The following is a 20,129-nucleotide window of genomic DNA, read 5'->3' as shown; positions in this document are numbered from 1 at the left end:
CACCCACTAACTCTTCCGCATGTTTTCTAAAGTGAGCAGCAATATTAATGTCAGTACCGTGCTGCCGCCAACGCATTTGAGCCATTGCATCCAATTGAAGAAGCTGAATGACTCGAGTGTGAAAAAGACAATGCAGTACAAAAACACCAGCAACAACGCATAATTCAAAAACGATACCACGCCCAACGACCGCATGGACGGCTGCAAATCATCAGCACTCTCGCGAGGCAAGAATAACATCAGCACGTAAGGTTGCAGCAAACCGATGAACGTCATGCTGGCTGCGGCCAAGCCAGGGGTGTTGGAAAAGATGTCAACACATAAGCCCCCTAAGAATCCGCAACACAAGATTGCCCACTTAGGGAAGTTGCGTCGGAAGAGCAACATGACGTAAACATACAGCAAAGGGGTGGCGAAACCAAAGAGATGGATATGGTTGAACACCAACACTTGCAGCAACAAGAGCAGGACAAAGAATGATATTCCTTTCAATATGTCTATACTCATATCCAATAACTTTAATCGTCTTTCACTTCCATCGAATCACGTGCGGCTCTCATCACCTCAATTCGCTCTTTCATCAGCGTGTTGTCGATGACGGAAACATCACGCAATGTGGAAAAATCGGTGGCGAGCTGAACGCACAACCGATACGAAGCACCATCAGGAGAATTGTAAACATGCAAAATTTTTCCCACCAAAATGCCAGGCGGGAACACCGATGAGTAACCACTGGTTACGATGTTTTCGTGCAATTTGAAACGCGCATGCCGTGGAATGTCATCCAAGAAGGCCTGATCGGTGGAGCCTCCACGCCAGTTGAGAAAACCAAAATAGTTGCGATTCTCAATCTTACAACTCACATTCGACTTTGCGTTGAGCAGCGGAATCACGACGGCATAGTGTGACGAAACCAAATAAACAATCCCCACAACGCCTGTCCCACTGACCACACCCATGTCTTTTCGCACACCGTCAACCGACCCTTTATCAATGGTCATCAGGTTGTTGGCATCCTTCAAAGAGTTGCTCACCACCTTGGCAGGAATCTGCTTAAACTGGGACAACTGCTGGGTGACATCGGCTTTGACGTATGATGAATCCTTCGTTACAGCCGTCAGCTTCTCCGAAAGCTCCACAACTTTTTGCTCTAAAGCCAGATTTCGTTGGGTCAAATGCTGGTTGACCGTGGCCAATGAGAAGAATTTTTCCAGTTGCGAACTCCACTCATAGACCTTTCCCGTCACGACATTCGCAGACGAGAACCACACGCTGTTCTGGTAACTGTTGTACCTGAACAGCAACGTAAAACTGATAGCTTCAAGCAATATAAAAACAAACCAATGGTGGTGTTTTGCAAGAAACTCAATGAGATTCCGCATGCATACAATTGATTTTCAGTGTCACAAACCCTTAACCGTTATCTCATCAAGAACGAGAAGCGGTCTACATTCTTCAAAGCGATGCCTGCTCCCTTTGCCACACTGTGCAATGGATCTTCTGCAATGTGGAAAGGAATGTTGATTTTGTCAGTCAATCGCCTGTCAAGTCCGCGCAGCAAGGCTCCGCCACCACTGAGATAGATGCCATTTTTCACAATGTCTGCGTACAACTCAGGCGGCGTTGCCTCCAAAGCAGACAGCACTGCATTCTCTATCTTGGCCACGGTCTTATCCAAACAGTGCGCTATTTCTTGATAACAAACGGGCACCTCCATCGGCAAGGCTGTAATTCTGTTAGGTCCATGAACCACATAATCCTCAGGAGCCTCTTCGCCCAAATCGGTCAACGCAGAGCCAACGTGAATCTTGATACGTTCAGCCATGCGCTCGCTGACCTTGACATTGTGCTGCCTACTCATGTATTCCTGGATGTCGGCCGTCAAGTCATCACCGGCCGTACGAATGGAGTTGTTCGACACAATGCCACCCAACGAGATCACAGCAATCTCGGTACTACCTCCACCGATGTCCACAATCATGTTGCCTTCCGGTGCCTCAACGTCGATACCGATACCAATGGCGGCCGCCATCGGTTCAAAAATCAGGTACACATCACGACCGTCGGCATGTTCTGCCGAGTCGCGTACGGCACGAAGTTCCACCTCGGTACTGCCCGATGGAACCCCGATGACCATGCGAAGTGACGTTGAGAACAAGCGTCTACCAGGTCTCACCATCTTGATTAAGCCACGCATCATCTGCTCGCAGGCCGTAAAGTCGGCGATTACTCCGTCGCGCAGCGGACGAATGGTGCGAATGTTGTCGTGCGTCTTCTCGTACATCAACTTCGCCTTCTCGCCCACAGCAATCATCTTGTCGGTGCGACGATCCAGCGCAACAACCGACGGTTCATCAACCACAATCTTGTCATCACTGATGATGATGGTGTTGGCGGTACCCAAGTCCATTGCTATTTCTTGGATAAAAGAAAAAAATCCCATATCTGTTTATATTTTATTTTTAGGCCTAAATGCCGACACGGAGCCACCCCCTGCCAGCCTATATCATCTTTATTTTGCAAACCATTGGTGGATAGCCGTGTCATAGTGGCTGCTCACCCCAAAGGCACGCTCGGCAAACTGCTTTCGCTCTTCGAGCGTGGTTTGTGCGCCATTCTTGTCAAGGATGCCCTGCAACATGCCATATTCGTTCTTACTTGGCACGATAACCACATCGTTGAAGTTTTTAGCACCAGCGCGAATCAGGGAGATACCCCCAATGTCAATCTTCTCAATGATTTCTTGTTCTGAAGCACCACTGGCCACAGTCTCCTCGAAAGGATAAAGGTCAACCACCACCAAGTCGATTGCCGGGATGTCATATTGCTGCATCTGCGCCTTGTCGCCCTCGTTTTCACGACGGGCAAGGATACCACCGAACACCTTGGGGTGCAACGTCTTGACGCGTCCACCCAAGATAGATGGATAAGAAGTCACGCTCTCCACCGTTTGACATTCGTAGCCCAACGACTCGATAAACCGTTGTGTACCACCTGTTGAAAGGAATTTAACGCCCTCAGAATCCAACTTTGCCAACAGTGTCTCCAATCCATCTTTGTGAAAGACGGAAACCAACGCTGTTTTAATTTGTTTTACTCCAGCCATATTTTTATGTGTATTTGCCCACAAAGTTACGAAAAACACTTGAATGAACCGCATCAATGATTGTAAAAAACGTTATTTTACATAGAATACGCACGGTACTTTCAATGAAAAAGGTTTTTTGATGTGAAATTGAAATTCGCCACGAAAGAAAAAGTGATGCGAATCCTTGGTGCTACCCTACGCTGCACGCCCTATTCGCCTCATTTCACCCGTGGCCCGCCCAAGTTTTTGGGGAGGATTTTCAAACTCCATGACTTTGGAGCGCAAACCCACTGCATTTGGATGCCAAACCCAATGACTTTGGACGCTAAACTCAATGACTTTGCCATTCAATCTTTATGCTTTTGGAAAAATGTTCTAAACGGCTGGAAAACAAGAGAATATAAGGGCGGGATTTGAGAGCGGGGCATGAGGCAAGTTCTGCGTGACAGTTTTCCGACACAAGTCAGCTTATCATAAAAACATGTTGCCCCATCTTGTTTCACTTGGCAGTAGCGATGGGCCTGAAAAATCGGCCACCTGCTAGGAAAACAAGATGAGGTAACGCTCTAATTAAAATTCTAATCAGTCTTTAGACGAAGGTCTATCAAAGTCCACGAGCCTTCAACAAGGCCTTGGCATCAGGTGCCTTCAAGCCTGTAAAGTCGCAGAACATCTGCATCAGGTCGCCCGTATTGCCTCGGCTGAGCACCTTGTCACGGAAAGCCTGACCTACCTCTGGTTTCAATGCGCCATGCGCCTTGAAGTAGTCGGCCACGTTAACAGCGAGCACCTCCGACCACAGATAGCTGTAATAGCCAGCCGCATAGCCGCCGCCCCACACATGGTTGAAGTACGAGGTAGAATAGCGTGGAGGAATCTGAACGTTGTACAGTCCAATTCCTTGGAGTGCCTTTGTCTCAAACTCGCCAGCCTTGTCGGCCGCAGGAATTTGCGATGAAGCCATGTTGTGCCAAGCCAAATCCAGACAGGTGGCTGCCAGGTTCTCGCCCAAGGCGTATGCTGAATGGAATTGAAGTGAGTTGAGCATCTTCTGTTTCAACTCTTCCGGCATGGGTTTTTGGGTCTTATAATGCTTGGCGAAGTTAGCGAACACTTCGGGAATGACGGCAAACGACTCGTTAAACTGTGAGGGCATCTCTACGAAGTCGCGCGTCACAGCCGTTCCACTCAACGTGTTGTACTTACAATTCGAGAGCATTCCGTGCAGCGCATGGCCAAACTCGTGGAACATGGTGGTTGCCTCATCCCAAGTAAGCAACGTGGGTTGTCCCTCGGGAGCCTTGGCAAAGTTGCACACATTATATATCATAGGCAGCTGGTTGCGCAACTTGCTCTGCTTGGCAAACGAGCTCATCCATGCGCCACCGCGCTTGGTTGGTCGGCGGAAATAGTCAACATAGAACAATGCCAGCTGCTTGCCATCCTTGTCCATCACGTCGAACACCTTCATGTCCTTGTGGTAAGTAGGCAGGTCGGTACGCTCTTTGAAAGAAAGTCCGTAAGCCTTATTGGCGGCAAAGAACACGCCATTAACCAGTACAGAGTCGAGGTTGAAATAGGGTTTCACCTCATCTTCCGAGAAGTTGAACTGCTCTTTCTTCATCTTAGCCGAATAATAGAACCGGTCGTAAGGCTGCAATTTGAAATCAGTTCCCATGGTTTTCTGCGCATACGCCTCGATGGCGCGCGTTTCCTCATCGGCCTTTGGCGTGTAAGCACCAATCAACTGCTTGAGGAAAGCATTTAAATTGTCCATATTTTTCGCCATGGTATTGTCCAGCGAGTAGGCCGCATAATTCTTGAATCCCATCAGTTCGGCCTTCTCAGCACGCAGCTTTGCCATCTCAACGATGATGGGGAAGGTGTTGAATTTTCCTGTTCCGTCGGCACGATGAATGGAAGCATTGAACACACGCTCGCGCAACGCACGGTTTTCAAGGCTTGCCAAGATGGGCTGTTGCGTGGTGTTGGTAATCACGATGCAGTAAGGCGCCTTGCCATCACGGCTCTCAGCGTCTTTCTTGCACTGTGCGATATCCGCCTCACTCAGTCCGGCCAGGTCTTCAACCTTGTCCACCCAAATGGCCGCTTCGTTGGTAGCTTTTGGCAACATGTTACCAAAATCCTGCTGCAATTTGGCAATTTTGTTGTTGATTTCCTCCATGCGCTTTTTCTTATCTGCCGGCAACAAAGCCCCAGAACGCACGAAATTCTTATACACTTCTTCCAACAACTTTTTGTCTTCGCCTTGCAACTTATCGTGTTCGTGATCGTAAACATATTTGATTCGATCGAAGAAAGGTTGGTTGAACGATATCTCGTTGTTGAAATCGGTGAGCAAAGGCACAGCCTCGTTCTCTACTTTCTCCAGTTCAGGGGTCTTGTCTGCACTGGTAAGCCCATAGAAAATGCTGGTTACTCGGTCGAGCAATACGCCACTCTTTTCGTAAGCCAGAATGGTGTTCTCGAATGTCGCCGAGTCCTTGTTATCCACAATGGCCTTGATGGCCTCACGCTGTTGTTCGATTCCAGCTTTCATCGCTGGCAAAAAATGTTCGGTTTTGATTTTACTAAAATCAGGCGCGCCAAAAGGTAGCGTGCTCTCTTTCATCAAAGGGTTGTTGTCCAAATCGGCTCCTTTCTTGTCTGTGCAGCCCGTTAGTGTGGTTGCACACAGGGCCGCGCATAACATTGTAATTCCTAAAAAAGATTTTCTAAAATAATGATACATAGTTTTTATGATTTTGGTTACATTCTTTCTGAACTGATGGTGTTGGTGTATGGACTGGCATTCATCCAACGATTTTCATTCATCCATCCACCCGCATGTCCTCACAACAAAACTTGTTGGAAGATGAAAAAACCGTGCAAAACGCTCAACAAGTTTTCTTTAGATGGGATGGCTTGTCAACAAAAATAAGCATATTTTTCGAGATAAGCGTAAGATTGCCACTTTTTTCAAAACTATTAAGAACTTTGTGTTTTCATTTTTATCGTCAAAACCCAGCGCACCCAAGGCAATATCCGCCGAAAAATAGCGTTAATGATACATCATGAAGAAGGTTTTTCAGATTCTGCTGCTGGCGCTGTGCGCGATGGTTGCTCATGCGCAGCCCGACCGGACGGTGCAAAATCGGCCGTATACCGACCTGCGCCCGTTCCATTTCGGCGTGCTGCTGGGCACTCATTTTCAGGACATTGAGTTCAATAACGTTGGCACACAGCACATCACGCACGAAGATGGTTCGACGAGCGAAGCACTCATCACGACCGATCAAGACCGCTGGGACGCAGGTTTAACGGTGGGCGTGCTGGGCGAATTCAGACTGAGTACCAACTTTCAATTCCGCATCGCCCCTGCCATGTACTTCGGTAATCGCCACTTGACGTTTCACAATTTCAACAAACAGGATGCGAATGGGCAGGCCATCGAAGAGCGACAAGATATAAAGACGGCGTACATTTCTACCGCACTCGACTTGATTTTTGCCGCACCTCGCTTCAACAACCATCGTCCTTACCTCATGGCAGGCGTGAATCCCATGGTGAATTTGAGCGGCAACAGTGACCAATACGTTGCCTTGAAGCGATATGAAACATTCGCAGAGGTGGGGGTGGGATGCGATTTCTACCTACCTTATTTCAAATTAAGACCCGAATTGAAGTTTTTGTTTGGCCTGACCAACAGCTACGATGCCAAGCATGCGGACGGTTTGAAGGATAAAAACATGATTCCGTATGCCAAATCCGTGAATCGATCTCGGTCCAAAATGATTGTGCTCACCTTCTATTTTGAATAACAAACAGCGGCTTACAACCCTTCCGGCACATCATCAGTGCCACGGATTGCAAGCCGCTATCTGACTTGAAGGCGCTGCTTCAGCGCCTTTTTCTTTATTTTTTCTTGACGAAAGAGAGTTTCAGTTTACCCACAAACACCGCGTGTTTGCCGTTCTGATCGACAGGAATCTCTTTTCCATCCAGGTTCTTTGCGTACTCCAGAGTCTTGAAATAAGAGTGCGAATGCCCACCCAAGACCAAGTCGATATACCGCGACCCTGCAATCATGGCTTTTTCGCCTTGGCTGCCATCCAACCATCCTAAGTGAGAAATACATATCACCAGGTCGCATTTTTTGTCGCGCTTGAGCATCAGAGCCGTGTCGTGCGCCGTCTTCACAGGGTCTAAATACCGCACACCCTTGCATTTCTGGGCATCAACCAGTCCATCTAAAGCCGGCGAAAGACCGAAGACACCAATCTTAATGCCTTTGCGCTTGATGATTAAGTAAGGCTTAACCAGACCTTCACAAGGCGTTCCCGTAAAATCGTAGTTGGTGCAGACGATGGGAAAACGCAGGTTCCGGAGGATGAAAGCGAAGTTTTCCATGCCGAAATCAAACTCATGGTTGCCAATCGTACCCGCATCATAGCCCATCCTGTTCATCAGCTTCACCTCCACTTCGCCTTTGTAAAGGGTATAATAAGGTGAACCCTGACTGAAGTCACCGCTATCGAACAGCAACAAATCGGGGTCTTTCTTCCGCTCTTGCTTCAACATCTCGATGCGGCGAATGAATCCACCTCGGTCTGCCAACATCGTGTCGGCCAAATTGGGATTCAAGGGATAAATGCAACTATGTGTGTCGTTGGTGTGCAGAATGGTCAAGGTTTTGTCTTGCGCCGCCATTGGCATCACGGCCATCATGAGCAACGCCATGGTTACAAACAGGTATCTCTTCATTTGTTTTTTCTCCTTCATTTTGATGGTCAAATCTATTCTATGACAATTCTTCCTTCTATCTTCGCGTCTACTTCCACATGCTTTGCCGCCTGTTGTCTAAAGTAGTCCATGATGATGAAGCGCACGTTGTTCTCGTAAACCTGTGGCGACACCACATCCGTCTTGTGCTTGAAGGCCACGAGTTTGTCATTGCCCTGTGCGAGATAGTCCAAGGTTGCGATGCGATATTTAGCGTTTGGATTTATTTTCTGCCCGTTAATCAAGGCCGATTTGAGTCGTCTATCTTTGGTAATCACCAACCGTACCTCCTTACTCACGCCTTCACCACCCACGCTTGCCATCTGCTCAAAGAGCTGAAGAACTTGCGATCCCGTGAGCGTAAGCAGGCAAAGTTTGTTCTCAAAGGGCGCCACATCCACCACGTCGCCAATGGTCACGTCGCCCTTGACCAATGCCGCACGGATGCCACCCATATTATATACGGCGAAATCGGGTGCGTCGTTGGCTTTCTTTCCACCCCATACCAGGATGTCAGACAATAAGTTTGACAGCGTGCTTTCTGGTCGTTTCACACTCATGTCACGAGCCACTCGCCCCACCACCGGTGCCATGAGGCTGTCAACATTTTCTTTATAAGGTCGCATCAACATCTCAACAACCTTATCATGCGTGGCATCATAGCGCTGGTCTACCACGATACGCGTGCGCTGAACGCTCGTGAGTTGGTACTGATGTACGCACGACGCACACACCATGCACATGCCGATGCACGCTCCTACTAATCGTTTTTGCATCATACAAAATATTGTTTTTATTGTACAAAGATAGTTAAAGCATTCGTATCTATCCGTTTCGCTTACAATCTTATAATAAAATTTAACACCCATCCTCTACGATATCGCCATTCTACGCCGTTTCTTTTGAGGGATTAATTGAACAACAAATGAAATAATTGAAGCAAATTGCATGGGACGAAACCAACGAACGCAGGCGTTCTGACGAATGGAAAAAAAGCAAGAACCATGCACCATCATGCACAAAAAAGCAATAATGCTTGCGAGTTTGGTATATTTGTCGTAACTTTGCACCGCTTTTCGGCATAACCGCTGGCAGTAGAAGAGTTACTTGCCATGTTGTGTTGGAACGACAAACAATATTTAATGACCAAATACAATGGATTTAATTAAAGTTGCTGAAGAAGCATTTGCAACCGGCAAGGAGTTCCCAGAGTTCAAAGCTGGAGATACTATTACTGTCGCTTACAAAATCGTCGAGGGAGCCAAGCAGCGTATTCAGCTCTACCGTGGTGTTGTTATCAAGATTTCAGGACATGGCACCAAGAAGCGTTTCACCGTTCGCAAGATGTCTGGTACAGTAGGCGTTGAGCGTATCTTCCCTATCGAGTCACCCAACATCGACTCTATCGAAGTGAACAAACGCGGTAAGGTACGTCGTGCTAAGCTTTACTATCTGCGTGGCCTTACAGGTAAGAGGGCTCGCATTCAGGAAAGAAGAACGGTTACAACCAAGTAACACGCAGTCTTTTCAGACTTTAGAACATATAAAAAGAGGTTTAATGATTTCGCTCATTGAACCTCTTTTTATATATCTACCACCTGTTTTTATATATCTACCACCTGATGCAAACGACGCATTTCCCTGTCATCAACCTATCAGTCTCAGCCATGACGAAGGCGTTTGGAATGGTCTTCACCCTCCAAATCACCATTGTTTTCACCATGCAAAGCCTGCTTAAAATCGTCCCAACTCTGGAATCCGGCAAACAAAGCCAGCACGTCCAATGTAGCCTTGGACGGCTTTTCTTTCATGCTGACATGGTTCCACACGCTCTTGAGCGCGCTCTCCGTCATGCTTAACCCACGATTGGAAAACAATTGGGCCAGCTTTTCAAAATCAGAAGATTGGGTTACCTTTTTACCAATCGTAGCCTCCACTTCTTGCAGAAGGAGCTTTAAATCGTGTAACATACGCTGATGAACATCCCTATTTTGACATGTCTTGCCACCGATTGACCTGTTGAAACTTGTGCTTTTCAACCCATCAATTGTTAACACGACACAAAAGTACTGAAAAAATACGAATGCAATTGCATGCTGACCTTTATTTTTTTGCCATCAAGTAAGATAGTTGACAAAGGTGTAAAAAACAGACATATACACAGCATAACAAAATAATTATTCGTAACTTTGTAACAAAATAAAATACGATTCCATCATGAAAGAATTAGCATTGAAGTACGGATGCAATCCCAACCAAAAGCCTTCGCGCATTTATATGGACGAAGGCGAGTTACCCATCACAGAGTTGAATGGCCGACCAGGCTACATCAATTTCCTCGATGCCCTGAACAGTTGGCAGCTGGTGAAAGAGTTAAAAGCCGCAACCGGTTTGCCATCGGCAGCCTCGTTCAAGCATGTTTCGCCGGCAGGAGCCGCCATCGGACTTCCTTTGAGCGACACATTGAAGCGGATTTACTTTGTTGATGACGCCAAGATGGAACTTTCGCCGCTGGCATGTGCCTACGCCAGGGCACGCGGAGCCGACCGCATGTGCTCGTATGGCGACTTTGTAGCACTGAGCGACACCTGCGATGCTGCCACGGCCACATTGATTAAGCGGGAGGTGAGCGATGGCGTTATCGCACCCGACTACACGCCTGAGGCACTCGACATCTTAAAACAAAAGCGCAAAGGCACTTATAATGTCATCCAAATAGACCCCAATTACGTTCCCGCACCCATCGAACGGCGACAGATTTTCGGCATTACCTTCGAGCAAGGACGCAATGACATCAAGCTTGATGACGATTTGCTCTTCATGCATATCCCCACCAAAAACAAGCACTTCAGCGATGAAGCCAAGCGCGATCTCATCATCGCCCTCATCATCCTCAAGTACACTCAGAGCAACAGCGTATGCTATGTGAAGGACGGACAGGCCATCGGCATCGGTGCCGGACAGCAGAGCCGCATCCATTGCACACGCCTGGCGGGGCAAAAGGCCGACATATGGTGGCTGCGCCAATGCCCAAAGGTCATGAATTTGCCCTTCAAGGAGGACATTCACCGTGCCGATCGTGACAACACCATTGACCAGTACATTGGTGACGAATGCGAAGATTTGCTGCACGAAGGCACTTGGCAACACTTCTTCACCACCAAACCGGAGCCGTTCACCGCAGATGAAAAGAAGGCCTGGATAGCCCAAAACAAGGATGTGGCCTTGGGTAGCGACGCCTTCTTCCCCTTTGGTGACAACATTGAACGCGCGCACAAGAGCGGTGTAGCGTACATCGCCCAAGCCGGAGGCTCCATTCGCGACGACCATGTGATTGAGACATGCGATAAATATGGTATCGCCATGGCCATGACAGGCGTACGACTGTTCCATCATTAACAGATATCACACCTACAGACATGAACGATTTTGACGATATTTTAGAGAATGGCTTGGTGTTTCGCAAACCACCGAAAGAGCAAAAGGACGATGCAAAGGTAAAGACCAAAGCCAAAAAGAAGCAATACATCACTGGCGCACATGGCAGTGGGTCGGCCCGTCAAAAGGCCAAATACCGCCAACAGCGCGCCAACAGGAACAAGAAAAGATAGCTCAGAGGCAACAGAAGTTGACGGGAGTTAATGGGAATTAGCAGGAGTTAATGGGAGTTAGCGGACATCAGCAAAGATGCTAACTGCCCAACAACTCGTGAACTTGTCAACTCGTGACTTTTGTATGAGCAGTCATGAACACAGAAGCTAACAACTCGTAAACTCGTCAACTCGTCAACTTGTAAACTAAAGAAGCTAACAACTTGTAAACTTGTAAACTCGTAAACTCGTAAACTGAAGAACTCGTCAACTTGTAAACTCGGCTACTACCGTCCTACAATTTTTCTTGACAACGCACCTCTCCATGCTTGGCGAATTTACAAACAACCCTGCCGCTGGTCACAAATACGCCCAAGATAAACGATTTTCGCATATCGCTAATAGTCAACACTTTACGCGCATCGCATATCGAACGAGCGGGATATCCAACTACTTTTAGCTTCAATATCATTGCTTTAAGAGGCCAATTCACATGACTTTGACCTGCAATACATTACAGATTAACGAGCAAAAGGATGGTTTTAACGGAGAAAAAGCAAGATTTTTAGTGTAAAATGCGATTTTTCTTACCAAATCATCGTCTGTTTGCTTCCTGTTTGCCTATCATTTTTTTCTATTTTGTCAATTTGCAGGTGCCGTTTTTGGGGCTAAAATTGGTAAAAAATCACAACGTAATGGGCAACGTTACCCTCGTTGCCGAAATGGGATAAAATGCACCAACGGGGATTAAACAGTGGCATTCTTTCTACAGTTCTACCCCACCCTCCATCCGTCTAACGTAAAGATAAAACGTGCTTTACGTTGCAAAAAAGAAACATAAAACCACACTTATTACAATATTTTTCAGTATATTTGCACCTTGAATAAGAATACCAGATTGTTTTTAGGGTTATTCGAATGAAGTATAACAAAGACAAAGAAAGGATAATGTCTTTAAATTTTGATGATGTATGACAAATAATCAATCGGCAAAACAGTTACTTTTCACATGGGTTGTGAAAAGTACTGTCATCACTTGTTGCTTATTAGGATCAATGGCTGCGATAAACTTTCATGCGTTTGCGGCTCCAATGAAAAGCGAATTTCCAACAGACTCGCTGCGCACCACCGAAGCGAAATCAAACGATGGGGCACGCAAGCACCTTATCCAAGGCATTGTGTTGTCGGCTACCGACAAAGAACCATTGCCAGGAGTAACCATTTTTATCAAAGGAACCTCGCAGGGTACACAATCCGATTTGGAAGGACGTTTCAAGTTGGAAACCGACGTAGCCGCCCCAAAATTGCAGTTTACCTACGCCAGCATGAAGCCCCTGTTGCTTCCATGGAAGGGCGAGAAGGAAATGAAAGTATTGATGGAAGACGGGGTAGAGCTTATTGATGAGGTGGTGGTGACGGGCTATCAACGCATTAGAAAGAATGAGATGATTGGCTCTGCCAACACCGTAAAAAGCGAAGATTTGTTTTACGATGGGCATAAAAGCATTGAGCAGATGCTACAAGGCAAACTTGTGGGAACCAGTGTGTTAAACACCAGCGGATTGGTAGGAACGACTCAGAAAGTACGCGTGCGTGGTACATCTACCTTGTTGGGCAACCAAGAGCCTGTCTGGGTGGTCGATGGCATCATACAAGAAGATCCGTTGCCTTTCAAGCCGCGCGACTTAGATGCCTTAGGAAGCATCTCGCAAGACAATTTTGACATGATCAAGAATTTTGTGGGAAATTCTATTTCTTGGCTGAGTCCCAACGACATCATGACCATATCGGTGCTGAAAGATGCGGCGGCAACAGTGATGTATGGGGTGAAAGCAGCCAACGGCGTTATTGTCATCACTACCAAACAAGGTAAAGCCGGCCGAGTATCGGTCAATTATAGCGGCGGCATGACCGTTGCGCCGCGCATCTATTATAGTAAGATGAACTTGATGAACTCTTCTGAGCGTGTAGATGTGTCCGAAGAAATTTATAGAAGAGGACTGGTGAGCGAAGCCAACCGACCATTGGAGCGCATCGGCTACGAAGGATTGCTGGGGCAATATTTGCGCAAAGAGATATCGTACGCACAATTTCAACAAGGAGTTGAGAAGGTTCGCATGAACAACACCGACTGGTTTAAGGAGTTGTTTCGCCACTCTGTAAGTCACAATCACAGCGTTAGTCTGAGTGGTGGTACCGACCGTTTTAAGTATTATGCGTCTATCAACAGTTCGTTCACCAATGGTATATCTGTTGGTAACGATGCGAAGAATTACAGTGCATCGGTGAGTGTCGACACGCGTTTGAGCGATAAAATCAACTTGGGCATTCGACTGAACGCCGCTTCCAATAAGACGAACGGCTTTTTCAGGGTAGATCCTTATCAATATGCGTCTACCATCAATCGTGCCATCCCAGCCTATAACGAAGACGGAAGTTTGTTTTATTATGCGAAATCGCAGGACGCCAACCGACGTATGTACAACATTTTGCACGAGATGGATTGTACGGGCAACACCAATACGACAAATTCAGTGGCATTATCTGCCAATTTACGGTGGACTATCTTGCAGGGATTGCAGTTTGAAGGCTTGTTTGGCTATAATCTATCCAACGTGGTGGGCTCATCGTTCGCCGACGAACAGAGTTTCTTTATTTCCAATCTACGTGGTTACGAATTTGGGCTGTATGAGCCTGGTGATCTGGAATATAAAAAATCTCGCCTGCCTCATGGTGGCGAACTCAACACCACAGAGAATCGTAACACCAATTATACCTTACGAGGTACACTGTCGTACAACAAGATTTTCGGTGACGTGCATCGCATGAGTTTGATGGCTGGAAGCGAGATTAGAAGCAATAAGTACGACGGCTACAACACCACGTTGTATGGTTACTTCCCCAACAGAGGTAAATCTATCATCTTTCCTCCACGTCAGGTTATCGACCCACTGGATGCCTCACGCTGGATAGAAAACGATCTTTACCATCAATTCAACAACGCTATCATCGATCGTAAGATTAATACGGTAGGTATGTTTGCCACGGGTATGTATAGTTTTGATGAGCGTTACATCTTTTCGGCAAGCATTCGTTCCGACGCATCTAACCGCTTCGGACAAGATGAGCGTAACCGTTTCTTGCCTGTGTGGTCGGCTGGAGCCCGCTGGAACATCATCAACGAGCCATGGATAAAAGACATTCGTTGGATTAGCGACTTTAATTTCCGCGCTTCGTACGGGTGGCAAGGCAATGTAGCAAGCAACTATGGGCCCGATTTGATTGCAGAATTAGGACGTGGGCGCGACTTTATTGATCTTCGAACAGGCCGTTATATCCTGAAAATAAAATCGTTGCCTTATGATAATTTGCGTTGGGAAAAAACCAAGAGCATTAACCTAGGGGTAGACTTTGGCGTGTGGAAAAACCGAATTGCTTTCAGTGCCGAGTATTATTCCAAGCATACAACCGACCTTATCGTTTCGAAAGCCGTACCATACGAATATGGCGTGATGTTCATGCCTATTAATGGGGGCAACATGAATAACTATGGATTTGAGTTTACGGCTACCTTTACGCCCATCAGAACCAAAGACTGGGTTTGGAACATCTCGGTTAACACGGCGAAAAACTTCAACGAAATCAAGTCGACCATGGCCGAAAATCAGAACTGGCGCGCTGCCTCAGGTGGTTCCATTCACAAAGAAGGTTATCCGGTTGGTGCTTTCTGGGCTTGGGATTTCGCAGGCTTAGATGCGCAAGGTGGTTATCCGCTTTTCCGCATTCCAACCATTGAGGAGGGTGCTGACAAATTGGATGCTACCTCTTACATGAAATATGCAGGTACTACAGAACCCGACATTTCGGGCGGTTTGTCTACCGTATTGCGTTGGAAATCAATCACTCTGTCCTCTTCTTTTTCGATTGCGTTAGGCGGAAAACGCTTCTTAACCGATTTGTTCAGCGAAGATTATCTCAACAACAGCACACCATCGGCCTACAGCAATCTGTCTAAAGAAATGGTGAACCGTTGGCAAAAACCTGGTGATGAGCTGCATACGCAGATACCTTCCATTCCTAATCATAACATACCCATGGTATACTTGCCGAATGGGTCGAACGAATATGCGCATCGTTTGTACAACTATTCTACAGCAAGAGTAGTCAACGCATCGTTCATGCGCTGCAACAACATTTCGCTGTCGTACACGGTTCCTACGAAATTGATACAACGAATGTCGCTCAATAATCTGTCAATAAGCGGTTCTGTGAGCAATCCGTTCATCGTGGTGAGCAAAGATTACAAGGGCATCGACCCCGAAGTGGCGACCGGCGCACAGCCCATTACGCCAACTTATAGCGTGACTTTGAATATTGGAATTTAATAAATCAGACACATTGTTTTATGAAAAAGCATATTTATTTATACATTTCATGCATCGCATTGCTGCTTTCGAGTTGTAATGACTTCTTGTCTGAAAGCAGTCAAGACGAGGTGCGACCCAGTACAACATCCGACTTGGAAGAGTTATTGTTAGGCGATGGATACGCTTCGCACACACCTATTTTTTCATATCTGGAACTGTTGACAGACGATGTTGAAAGCAATTATTCGGATGCCACCAATCAAGAAGATGCTCTTCGTGCAGGAGCAGCCGCATTTACATGGGCTAATGACATGTTTGAGCAAATGCAAAAGAACAACATTCCCTGGAGCAATTCGTGGCAACAGTTGTATCATTGGATCAATGGTTGTAACGTTGTGATTGATCAGTTGCCAAAAGTATCAGGCTCGGGCTTAGCTAAACAAAAAATTGAGGCAGAGGCCTTGGCACTTCGTTCGTTTTATTATTTCCTGCTTGTCAACACTTTCGCGCCTGCTTACAATACAGCAAACCCAGCATTGAATGACGCTTTGGGTGTTCCATTAATACTGAAATCGACGGTAAAAGATGAGTTCCCTAAGCGTAACACCGTGGCAGAGGTTTATCAACAAATAGAAAAAGACCTGTTAACCTCTCAAAAACTGTGGCAGAATTGCGGTGAGTATAAAGCCAGCGTCTACACCGTATCACCCTTGTTTGTTGACCTTTTGCTGTCACGCCTTTACTTATATGAGGGCAAATGGGCTGAGTCGGCACGCTACAGCAATGCCGTAATCGCCCAAAAACCTACCCTAAGGCAGCTAAGCAAATACTATACATACGACGATTGGCAAGGTACCGTGTTGTACGACATGGCAAAAGGGGGAGTGTACAATAGTGACAGTCCTGAATTGATATGGGGATATTCTATCAATGGCGAATATGATGCGTTCTTTGTAGGTATCAATCCGCACATCGACTTCGGCAAATTGCCCGCTTTTACGGTTAGCAAAACTTTGGAATCACTTTACGAGCCCAATGACATCCGGCGTGAAGCTTACTTCTACAGCTATCTTACCATGAATGGTTTCATGCCAGAGAAACATCTCTTAGTAGGACGTAAAAGCGACAAAGTGCCGCAAAATCCCACCAAGGGAATGCGCGTTGCCGAGGCATATCTCAACCGGGCAGAAGCAAACGCACGCTTGTACTTACAAAATAAGGATGAAAAACTAAGACAAGCCGCGTTGAGTGACTTGAACACTTTACGCGCATCTCGTTTCACAGGTACCTATCAACCCATCAACATCACAGATGCGAACGAGCTCATTGACTTCTGTCTGCAAGAACGCAGACGTGAACTCTGCTTTGAAGATCATCGTTGGTTTGACTTAAAACGACAAGGAATGCCAGCCATAGAGCACAAATTTTCCATCGTGAGTGGACAAACCACAACTTACAAGCTGGAACAAAACAGCAGCAAATATGTATTGCCCATTCCATTAGAAGTAAGACAACGCAATCCGGAATTGGATTAATTGATAAACAATTGACAAGATGAAACATTTTTTTTTATACATACTAACAGCTTTTCTCCTCATCAGCTGTGGCAACGAAGACCCCATTTCGTCTATTCAAAAGCAGAAAAACGCCTTCGAATCTCATCGCCTACCGCAAGGCAACCATCCTTATGATGCTGACATTCAGCGCATCTTTAAGCAAACAGGCACATTGGTTCTTTATAAATACCAACCCTCGGAATTCGATTGGGGCGTGACGAGAAACTATCTGTGGAGCAAAGAACGAATGGCTGATGAAGGGTATTTATACCAGCTACCTGACGAGAAATATGTGGGAGAGCAAGTAAAAATGTTGCAGACAGAGTTCTTGAACCTCTTTCCAAGCAGCTTTTTGAAGAAACATTTACCGCTGCGTATTCTGCTTTGCAGCGAGCTGTATTATTTAGAAGGTGGATATACAACAGAACCAACTCATGACGATTACAAGCCTGTCAATGCGTTTGAAGGATACGAATTCTTTGCCGTGAATCATGGAAATAGCACTATTAAGAAGATGACACGACAAGAGAAAGACGAATTTCGCATCGACCTTTGCAAATTGTTGTTGCGCCGTATTTATCCTACCATCAATAGAGGCGCCCTCCGTGAAGCCATTCCAGAGGCGTTTGCTGCCATATCTACCTACGGTACAGATGTGGATGGAAGTCTGGATGCGGGGTTTATAGACGACCGACATAAAAACAGTGTGCGCGAAGATTGGTACGACTATTTGCAAACAATCGTATCTACGCCAGCCAGCAAGTTGAAAACAGCCGATGGACTATTGTCTCATCAAAAGGTTAAACAAAAGTACGAAGTCGTGATTAACTACTTTAAAAACAACTTCAAAGTTGACCTTCAGCGCATTGGCGACATGGCAACTGCACGGTAGTTCCTCACACTTCGTTGTACGAGAATCACATTTAACGAATTAAACTCACGATATATCATTTATCAACATCAATTATGAAATATTTTAAGTTCTATCATATCGGTTTACTGGCCTTATGCCTCTTGTTTCAACCAGTAAGCATTGTCAAAATTCATTCACAGGAGTTGCCACAGAAAGAGCTGGATTGGTACAATCTCTCTCCTACCCAAGATAAGGTTTATGGTATTGGAGTGAACGAGGCTTATCGTTTGCTTCAAGGCCGAAAAGCCAAACCCATAACGGTAGCACTCATCGGGTCGGGCATCGATTTGATGCATGAAGATTACCAAACCATGATTTGGCAGAACAGAAAAGAAAAACTGAATGGAAAGGATGATGACGGCAACGGACTGGTTGATGACGTGCATGGATGGAATTTCCTTGGCGGGATTGACAAAGACGGAACTACGATTGCCATGACTTCCACCATGAACCAGGGCGATCGCGAATACTTCAGACTACGAGAAAAGTATGCCGACTACATTTCAGACGGCAAGCGTTTCTTTCGCTTCCAAGGCGATGAGATGGTAGAAGTGGCACCGCCTGCAAACGTACAGGAGTACCATTACTATCGTGACACCATTGTGTACGAATCGCCATTGGCTTCACGTTACGCCGGAATCTTGGCTGCCAAGATGGTGAAACACTATACCAAGGTGTTTGACAAGAAGCTGAAAGAACGGTTCCCCGGTCAAGAAATTACGCAAAAAGAGTTCGAAACGTTGTATGACAAGAATGCTCCAAAAGATTTATTGTCAGACATGGCGTTCATGATTTTAGGCTACAGCTTTCCCTTGGCAAAGACTAATTCGTGGAAAAAGATATATGATGTAGAGATGGCGGGTACGCCTATCAAGCAAGCTCAGCAGGAATACGAAGCCTATTTGCAGAAACACAGCACTGACAACCGACAGACTATCGTGGGGGATGATCCCTATAACTTGCTTGACAACCATTACGGTAATGCCGATTTGCTGACAGAAGACGCAAACGTAGGCACCATGGAGGCATCTATCATCGCGGCCATCCGTGGCAATGGTAAGGGAGCCGACGGCATTTGCAATGCTGCCCGCATCATGCCCCTGCGTGCAACCACAGCTGGTGACCCTTATTTAAAAGACGTAGCATTGGCCATAAGATATGCTGTTGACCATGGAGCTAAGGTAATGTTGCTACCGTCGCAGAATACGTTGTTCCCTCCCGTAGAGCGTAAGTGGATTGCCGACGCTCTTTACTATGCCGAACAGCACGATGTACTGGCGATTGTTCCGGTGACAGAGAGTGCGCAAGATTTGCAAAAAACCACTTATTATCCTAACCGGAAGATGATTGCGGGACATGAACTAACCAACTTAATGATCGTCGCACCCAGTGACAAGTTGGGCAAGCCTTCGTTGAAAGCCAACTATGGAAAAACCGAATTGGACATTCACGCGCCAGGAAAAGAAATATACAGCGCAGGGGTGGGAAACACCTATGGCCTGTCTACCGGCACAGGAATGGCTGCTGCAACATTGGCCGGGGCCGCTGCATTGGTAAGGTCTTACTTTCCCAAACTCACCGCCGCAGAGGTTCGCGAGTTACTCAACAACTCCGTGACACCCATGCAAGACATGGAAATAGAGAAAACGATTGTGGTAAACGACCGTAAGGTGAACGACCTCTTTACTTATTCAGACATTTCCATCTCGGGTGGCATCGTCAATGTGGCAAACGCAGTGAAAAAAGTATTGCAAGAAAAAAACAGCACGAGGAAATAAATCAACAAGGTGTGTGGCCCATTCATTGATGAAGTAACATCAAGCAATCTTATTG

General features: G+C 46.4%; 18 protein-coding genes. 10 read left to right on the top strand and 8 right to left on the bottom strand.

What is annotated here, in order from left to right:
- Positions 1-6 precede the first annotated feature (6 nt).
- The 4 genes from mreD to HMPREF1254_RS07980 form a co-directional block, all read right to left on the bottom strand.
- Complete coding sequence (mreD, locus tag HMPREF1254_RS07995) at positions 7-507, bottom strand: rod shape-determining protein MreD (protein WP_023058143.1); 501 nt, start codon at positions 505-507, stop codon at positions 7-9.
- 11 nt (positions 508-518) lie between these two features.
- A complete protein-coding gene (gene mreC, locus HMPREF1254_RS07990) occupies positions 519-1,382 on the bottom strand; it encodes a rod shape-determining protein MreC (protein WP_023058159.1) in 864 nt (287 codons plus the stop codon).
- Positions 1,383-1,420: 38 nt separating this feature from the next.
- Positions 1,421-2,443, bottom strand: coding sequence for a rod shape-determining protein (locus tag HMPREF1254_RS07985; RefSeq protein WP_023058127.1), 1,023 nt, complete (start codon positions 2,441-2,443; stop codon positions 1,421-1,423).
- Between the two features lie 69 nt (positions 2,444-2,512).
- A complete protein-coding gene (locus tag HMPREF1254_RS07980; protein ID WP_023058221.1) occupies positions 2,513-3,106 on the bottom strand; it encodes an MGS-like domain protein in 594 nt (197 codons plus the stop codon).
- Between the two features lie 123 nt (positions 3,107-3,229).
- On the opposite strand from HMPREF1254_RS07980, the gene HMPREF1254_RS12185 reads away from it, so the two are divergent.
- Positions 3,230-3,505, top strand: a complete 276-nt coding sequence (locus HMPREF1254_RS12185) for a hypothetical protein (protein ID WP_156099857.1) — start codon at positions 3,230-3,232, stop codon at positions 3,503-3,505.
- A gap of 187 nt (positions 3,506-3,692) precedes the next feature.
- Here HMPREF1254_RS12185 and HMPREF1254_RS07970 read toward each other — a convergent pair whose 3' ends face one another.
- On the bottom strand, positions 3,693-5,840 hold the full coding sequence (locus tag HMPREF1254_RS07970) for a M3 family metallopeptidase (protein ID WP_023058199.1): 2,148 nt from the start codon (positions 5,838-5,840) through the stop codon (positions 3,693-3,695).
- Here HMPREF1254_RS07970 and HMPREF1254_RS07965 point away from each other — a divergent pair.
- Together HMPREF1254_RS07965 and porT are read left to right on the top strand one after the other, a co-directional pair.
- Positions 5,832-6,029 (top strand): hypothetical protein, encoded by a 198-nt coding sequence (locus HMPREF1254_RS07965; RefSeq protein WP_023058230.1) that lies wholly within the window; start codon positions 5,832-5,834, stop codon positions 6,027-6,029. The genes HMPREF1254_RS07970 and HMPREF1254_RS07965 overlap by 9 nt on opposite strands.
- Positions 6,030-6,162: 133 nt before the next feature.
- Positions 6,163-6,909: a type IX secretion/gliding motility protein PorT/SprT gene (porT, locus tag HMPREF1254_RS07960; RefSeq protein ID WP_023058219.1), complete on the top strand. Its 747-nt coding sequence runs from the start codon at positions 6,163-6,165 to the stop codon at positions 6,907-6,909.
- A 94-nt stretch (positions 6,910-7,003) separates the two neighbouring features.
- Here porT and HMPREF1254_RS07955 read toward each other — a convergent pair whose 3' ends face one another.
- Positions 7,004-7,852 (bottom strand): bifunctional metallophosphatase/5'-nucleotidase, encoded by an 849-nt coding sequence (locus HMPREF1254_RS07955; protein ID WP_036879917.1) that lies wholly within the window; start codon positions 7,850-7,852, stop codon positions 7,004-7,006.
- Between the two features lie 32 nt (positions 7,853-7,884).
- Positions 7,885-8,649 carry a 5'-nucleotidase C-terminal domain-containing protein gene (locus tag HMPREF1254_RS07950; RefSeq protein WP_023058188.1) on the bottom strand — a complete coding sequence of 255 codons (765 nt, stop codon included), beginning with the start codon at positions 8,647-8,649 and terminating at the stop codon, positions 7,885-7,887.
- Between the two features lie 376 nt (positions 8,650-9,025).
- Between HMPREF1254_RS07950 and rplS the strand changes: the two genes are divergently transcribed.
- Positions 9,026-9,385, top strand: a complete 360-nt coding sequence (gene rplS / locus HMPREF1254_RS07945; protein ID WP_023058209.1) for a 50S ribosomal protein L19 — start codon at positions 9,026-9,028, stop codon at positions 9,383-9,385.
- A 146-nt stretch (positions 9,386-9,531) separates the two neighbouring features.
- Here rplS and HMPREF1254_RS07940 read toward each other — a convergent pair whose 3' ends face one another.
- Complete coding sequence (locus HMPREF1254_RS07940) at positions 9,532-9,840, bottom strand: hypothetical protein (protein ID WP_023058142.1); 309 nt, start codon at positions 9,838-9,840, stop codon at positions 9,532-9,534.
- A gap of 247 nt (positions 9,841-10,087) precedes the next feature.
- Between HMPREF1254_RS07940 and HMPREF1254_RS07935 the strand changes: the two genes are divergently transcribed.
- The 6 genes from HMPREF1254_RS07935 (at position 10,088) to HMPREF1254_RS07910 (ending at position 20,074) form a co-directional block, all read left to right on the top strand.
- On the top strand, positions 10,088-11,269 hold the full coding sequence (locus HMPREF1254_RS07935) for a phosphoribosylaminoimidazolecarboxamide formyltransferase (RefSeq protein WP_023058200.1): 1,182 nt from the start codon (positions 10,088-10,090) through the stop codon (positions 11,267-11,269).
- A 20-nt stretch (positions 11,270-11,289) separates the two neighbouring features.
- Positions 11,290-11,481 (top strand): hypothetical protein, encoded by a 192-nt coding sequence (locus HMPREF1254_RS07930; protein ID WP_023058123.1) that lies wholly within the window; start codon positions 11,290-11,292, stop codon positions 11,479-11,481.
- Between the two features lie 1,070 nt (positions 11,482-12,551).
- Positions 12,552-15,845, top strand: a complete 3,294-nt coding sequence (locus HMPREF1254_RS07925; protein ID WP_023058148.1) for a SusC/RagA family TonB-linked outer membrane protein — start codon at positions 12,552-12,554, stop codon at positions 15,843-15,845.
- Positions 15,846-15,865: 20 nt separating this feature from the next.
- Complete coding sequence (locus HMPREF1254_RS07920) at positions 15,866-17,362, top strand: RagB/SusD family nutrient uptake outer membrane protein (protein ID WP_023058138.1); 1,497 nt, start codon at positions 15,866-15,868, stop codon at positions 17,360-17,362.
- Between the two features lie 19 nt (positions 17,363-17,381).
- Positions 17,382-18,275 carry a lipoprotein gene (locus tag HMPREF1254_RS07915; protein ID WP_023058139.1) on the top strand — a complete coding sequence of 298 codons (894 nt, stop codon included), beginning with the start codon at positions 17,382-17,384 and terminating at the stop codon, positions 18,273-18,275.
- Between the two features lie 74 nt (positions 18,276-18,349).
- A complete protein-coding gene (locus HMPREF1254_RS07910) occupies positions 18,350-20,074 on the top strand; it encodes a S8 family serine peptidase (RefSeq protein WP_023058150.1) in 1,725 nt (574 codons plus the stop codon).
- Positions 20,075-20,129 lie beyond the last annotated feature (55 nt).

The organism is Prevotella sp. BV3P1 (assembly GCF_000479005.1).
Taxonomy (GTDB): Bacteria; Bacteroidota; Bacteroidia; order Bacteroidales; family Bacteroidaceae; genus Prevotella.
The sequence above is the reverse complement of the archived record's forward strand: the minus strand, read 5'-3'. Positions and strand labels throughout refer to the sequence as shown.

Excerpts from the sequence above, each read along its gene's own strand:
- HMPREF1254_RS07910 (WP_023058150.1), top strand. The coding sequence starts at position 18,350 with ATGAAATATTTTAAGTTCTATCATATCGGTTTACTGGCCTTATGCCTC.
- HMPREF1254_RS07950 (WP_023058188.1), bottom strand. The coding sequence starts at position 8,649 with ATGATGCAAAAACGATTAGTAGGAGCGTGCATCGGCATGTGCATGGTG.
- HMPREF1254_RS07955 (WP_036879917.1), bottom strand. The coding sequence starts at position 7,852 with ATGAAGAGATACCTGTTTGTAACCATGGCGTTGCTCATGATGGCCGTG.
- HMPREF1254_RS07940 (WP_023058142.1), bottom strand. The coding sequence starts at position 9,840 with ATGTTACACGATTTAAAGCTCCTTCTGCAAGAAGTGGAGGCTACGATT.
- rplS (WP_023058209.1), top strand. The coding sequence starts at position 9,026 with ATGGATTTAATTAAAGTTGCTGAAGAAGCATTTGCAACCGGCAAGGAG.
- HMPREF1254_RS07935 (WP_023058200.1), top strand. The coding sequence starts at position 10,088 with ATGAAAGAATTAGCATTGAAGTACGGATGCAATCCCAACCAAAAGCCT.
- HMPREF1254_RS07965 (WP_023058230.1), top strand. The coding sequence starts at position 5,832 with ATGATACATAGTTTTTATGATTTTGGTTACATTCTTTCTGAACTGATG.
- porT (WP_023058219.1), top strand. The coding sequence starts at position 6,163 with ATGAAGAAGGTTTTTCAGATTCTGCTGCTGGCGCTGTGCGCGATGGTT.
- HMPREF1254_RS07980 (WP_023058221.1), bottom strand. The coding sequence starts at position 3,106 with ATGGCTGGAGTAAAACAAATTAAAACAGCGTTGGTTTCCGTCTTTCAC.
- mreD (WP_023058143.1), bottom strand. The coding sequence starts at position 507 with ATGAGTATAGACATATTGAAAGGAATATCATTCTTTGTCCTGCTCTTG.
- mreC (WP_023058159.1), bottom strand. The coding sequence starts at position 1,382 with ATGCGGAATCTCATTGAGTTTCTTGCAAAACACCACCATTGGTTTGTT.
- HMPREF1254_RS07930 (WP_023058123.1), top strand. The coding sequence starts at position 11,290 with ATGAACGATTTTGACGATATTTTAGAGAATGGCTTGGTGTTTCGCAAA.
- HMPREF1254_RS07970 (WP_023058199.1), bottom strand. The coding sequence starts at position 5,840 with ATGTATCATTATTTTAGAAAATCTTTTTTAGGAATTACAATGTTATGC.
- HMPREF1254_RS07985 (WP_023058127.1), bottom strand. The coding sequence starts at position 2,443 with ATGGGATTTTTTTCTTTTATCCAAGAAATAGCAATGGACTTGGGTACC.
- HMPREF1254_RS07925 (WP_023058148.1), top strand. The coding sequence starts at position 12,552 with ATGAAAAGCGAATTTCCAACAGACTCGCTGCGCACCACCGAAGCGAAA.
- HMPREF1254_RS07920 (WP_023058138.1), top strand. The coding sequence starts at position 15,866 with ATGAAAAAGCATATTTATTTATACATTTCATGCATCGCATTGCTGCTT.
- HMPREF1254_RS07915 (WP_023058139.1), top strand. The coding sequence starts at position 17,382 with ATGAAACATTTTTTTTTATACATACTAACAGCTTTTCTCCTCATCAGC.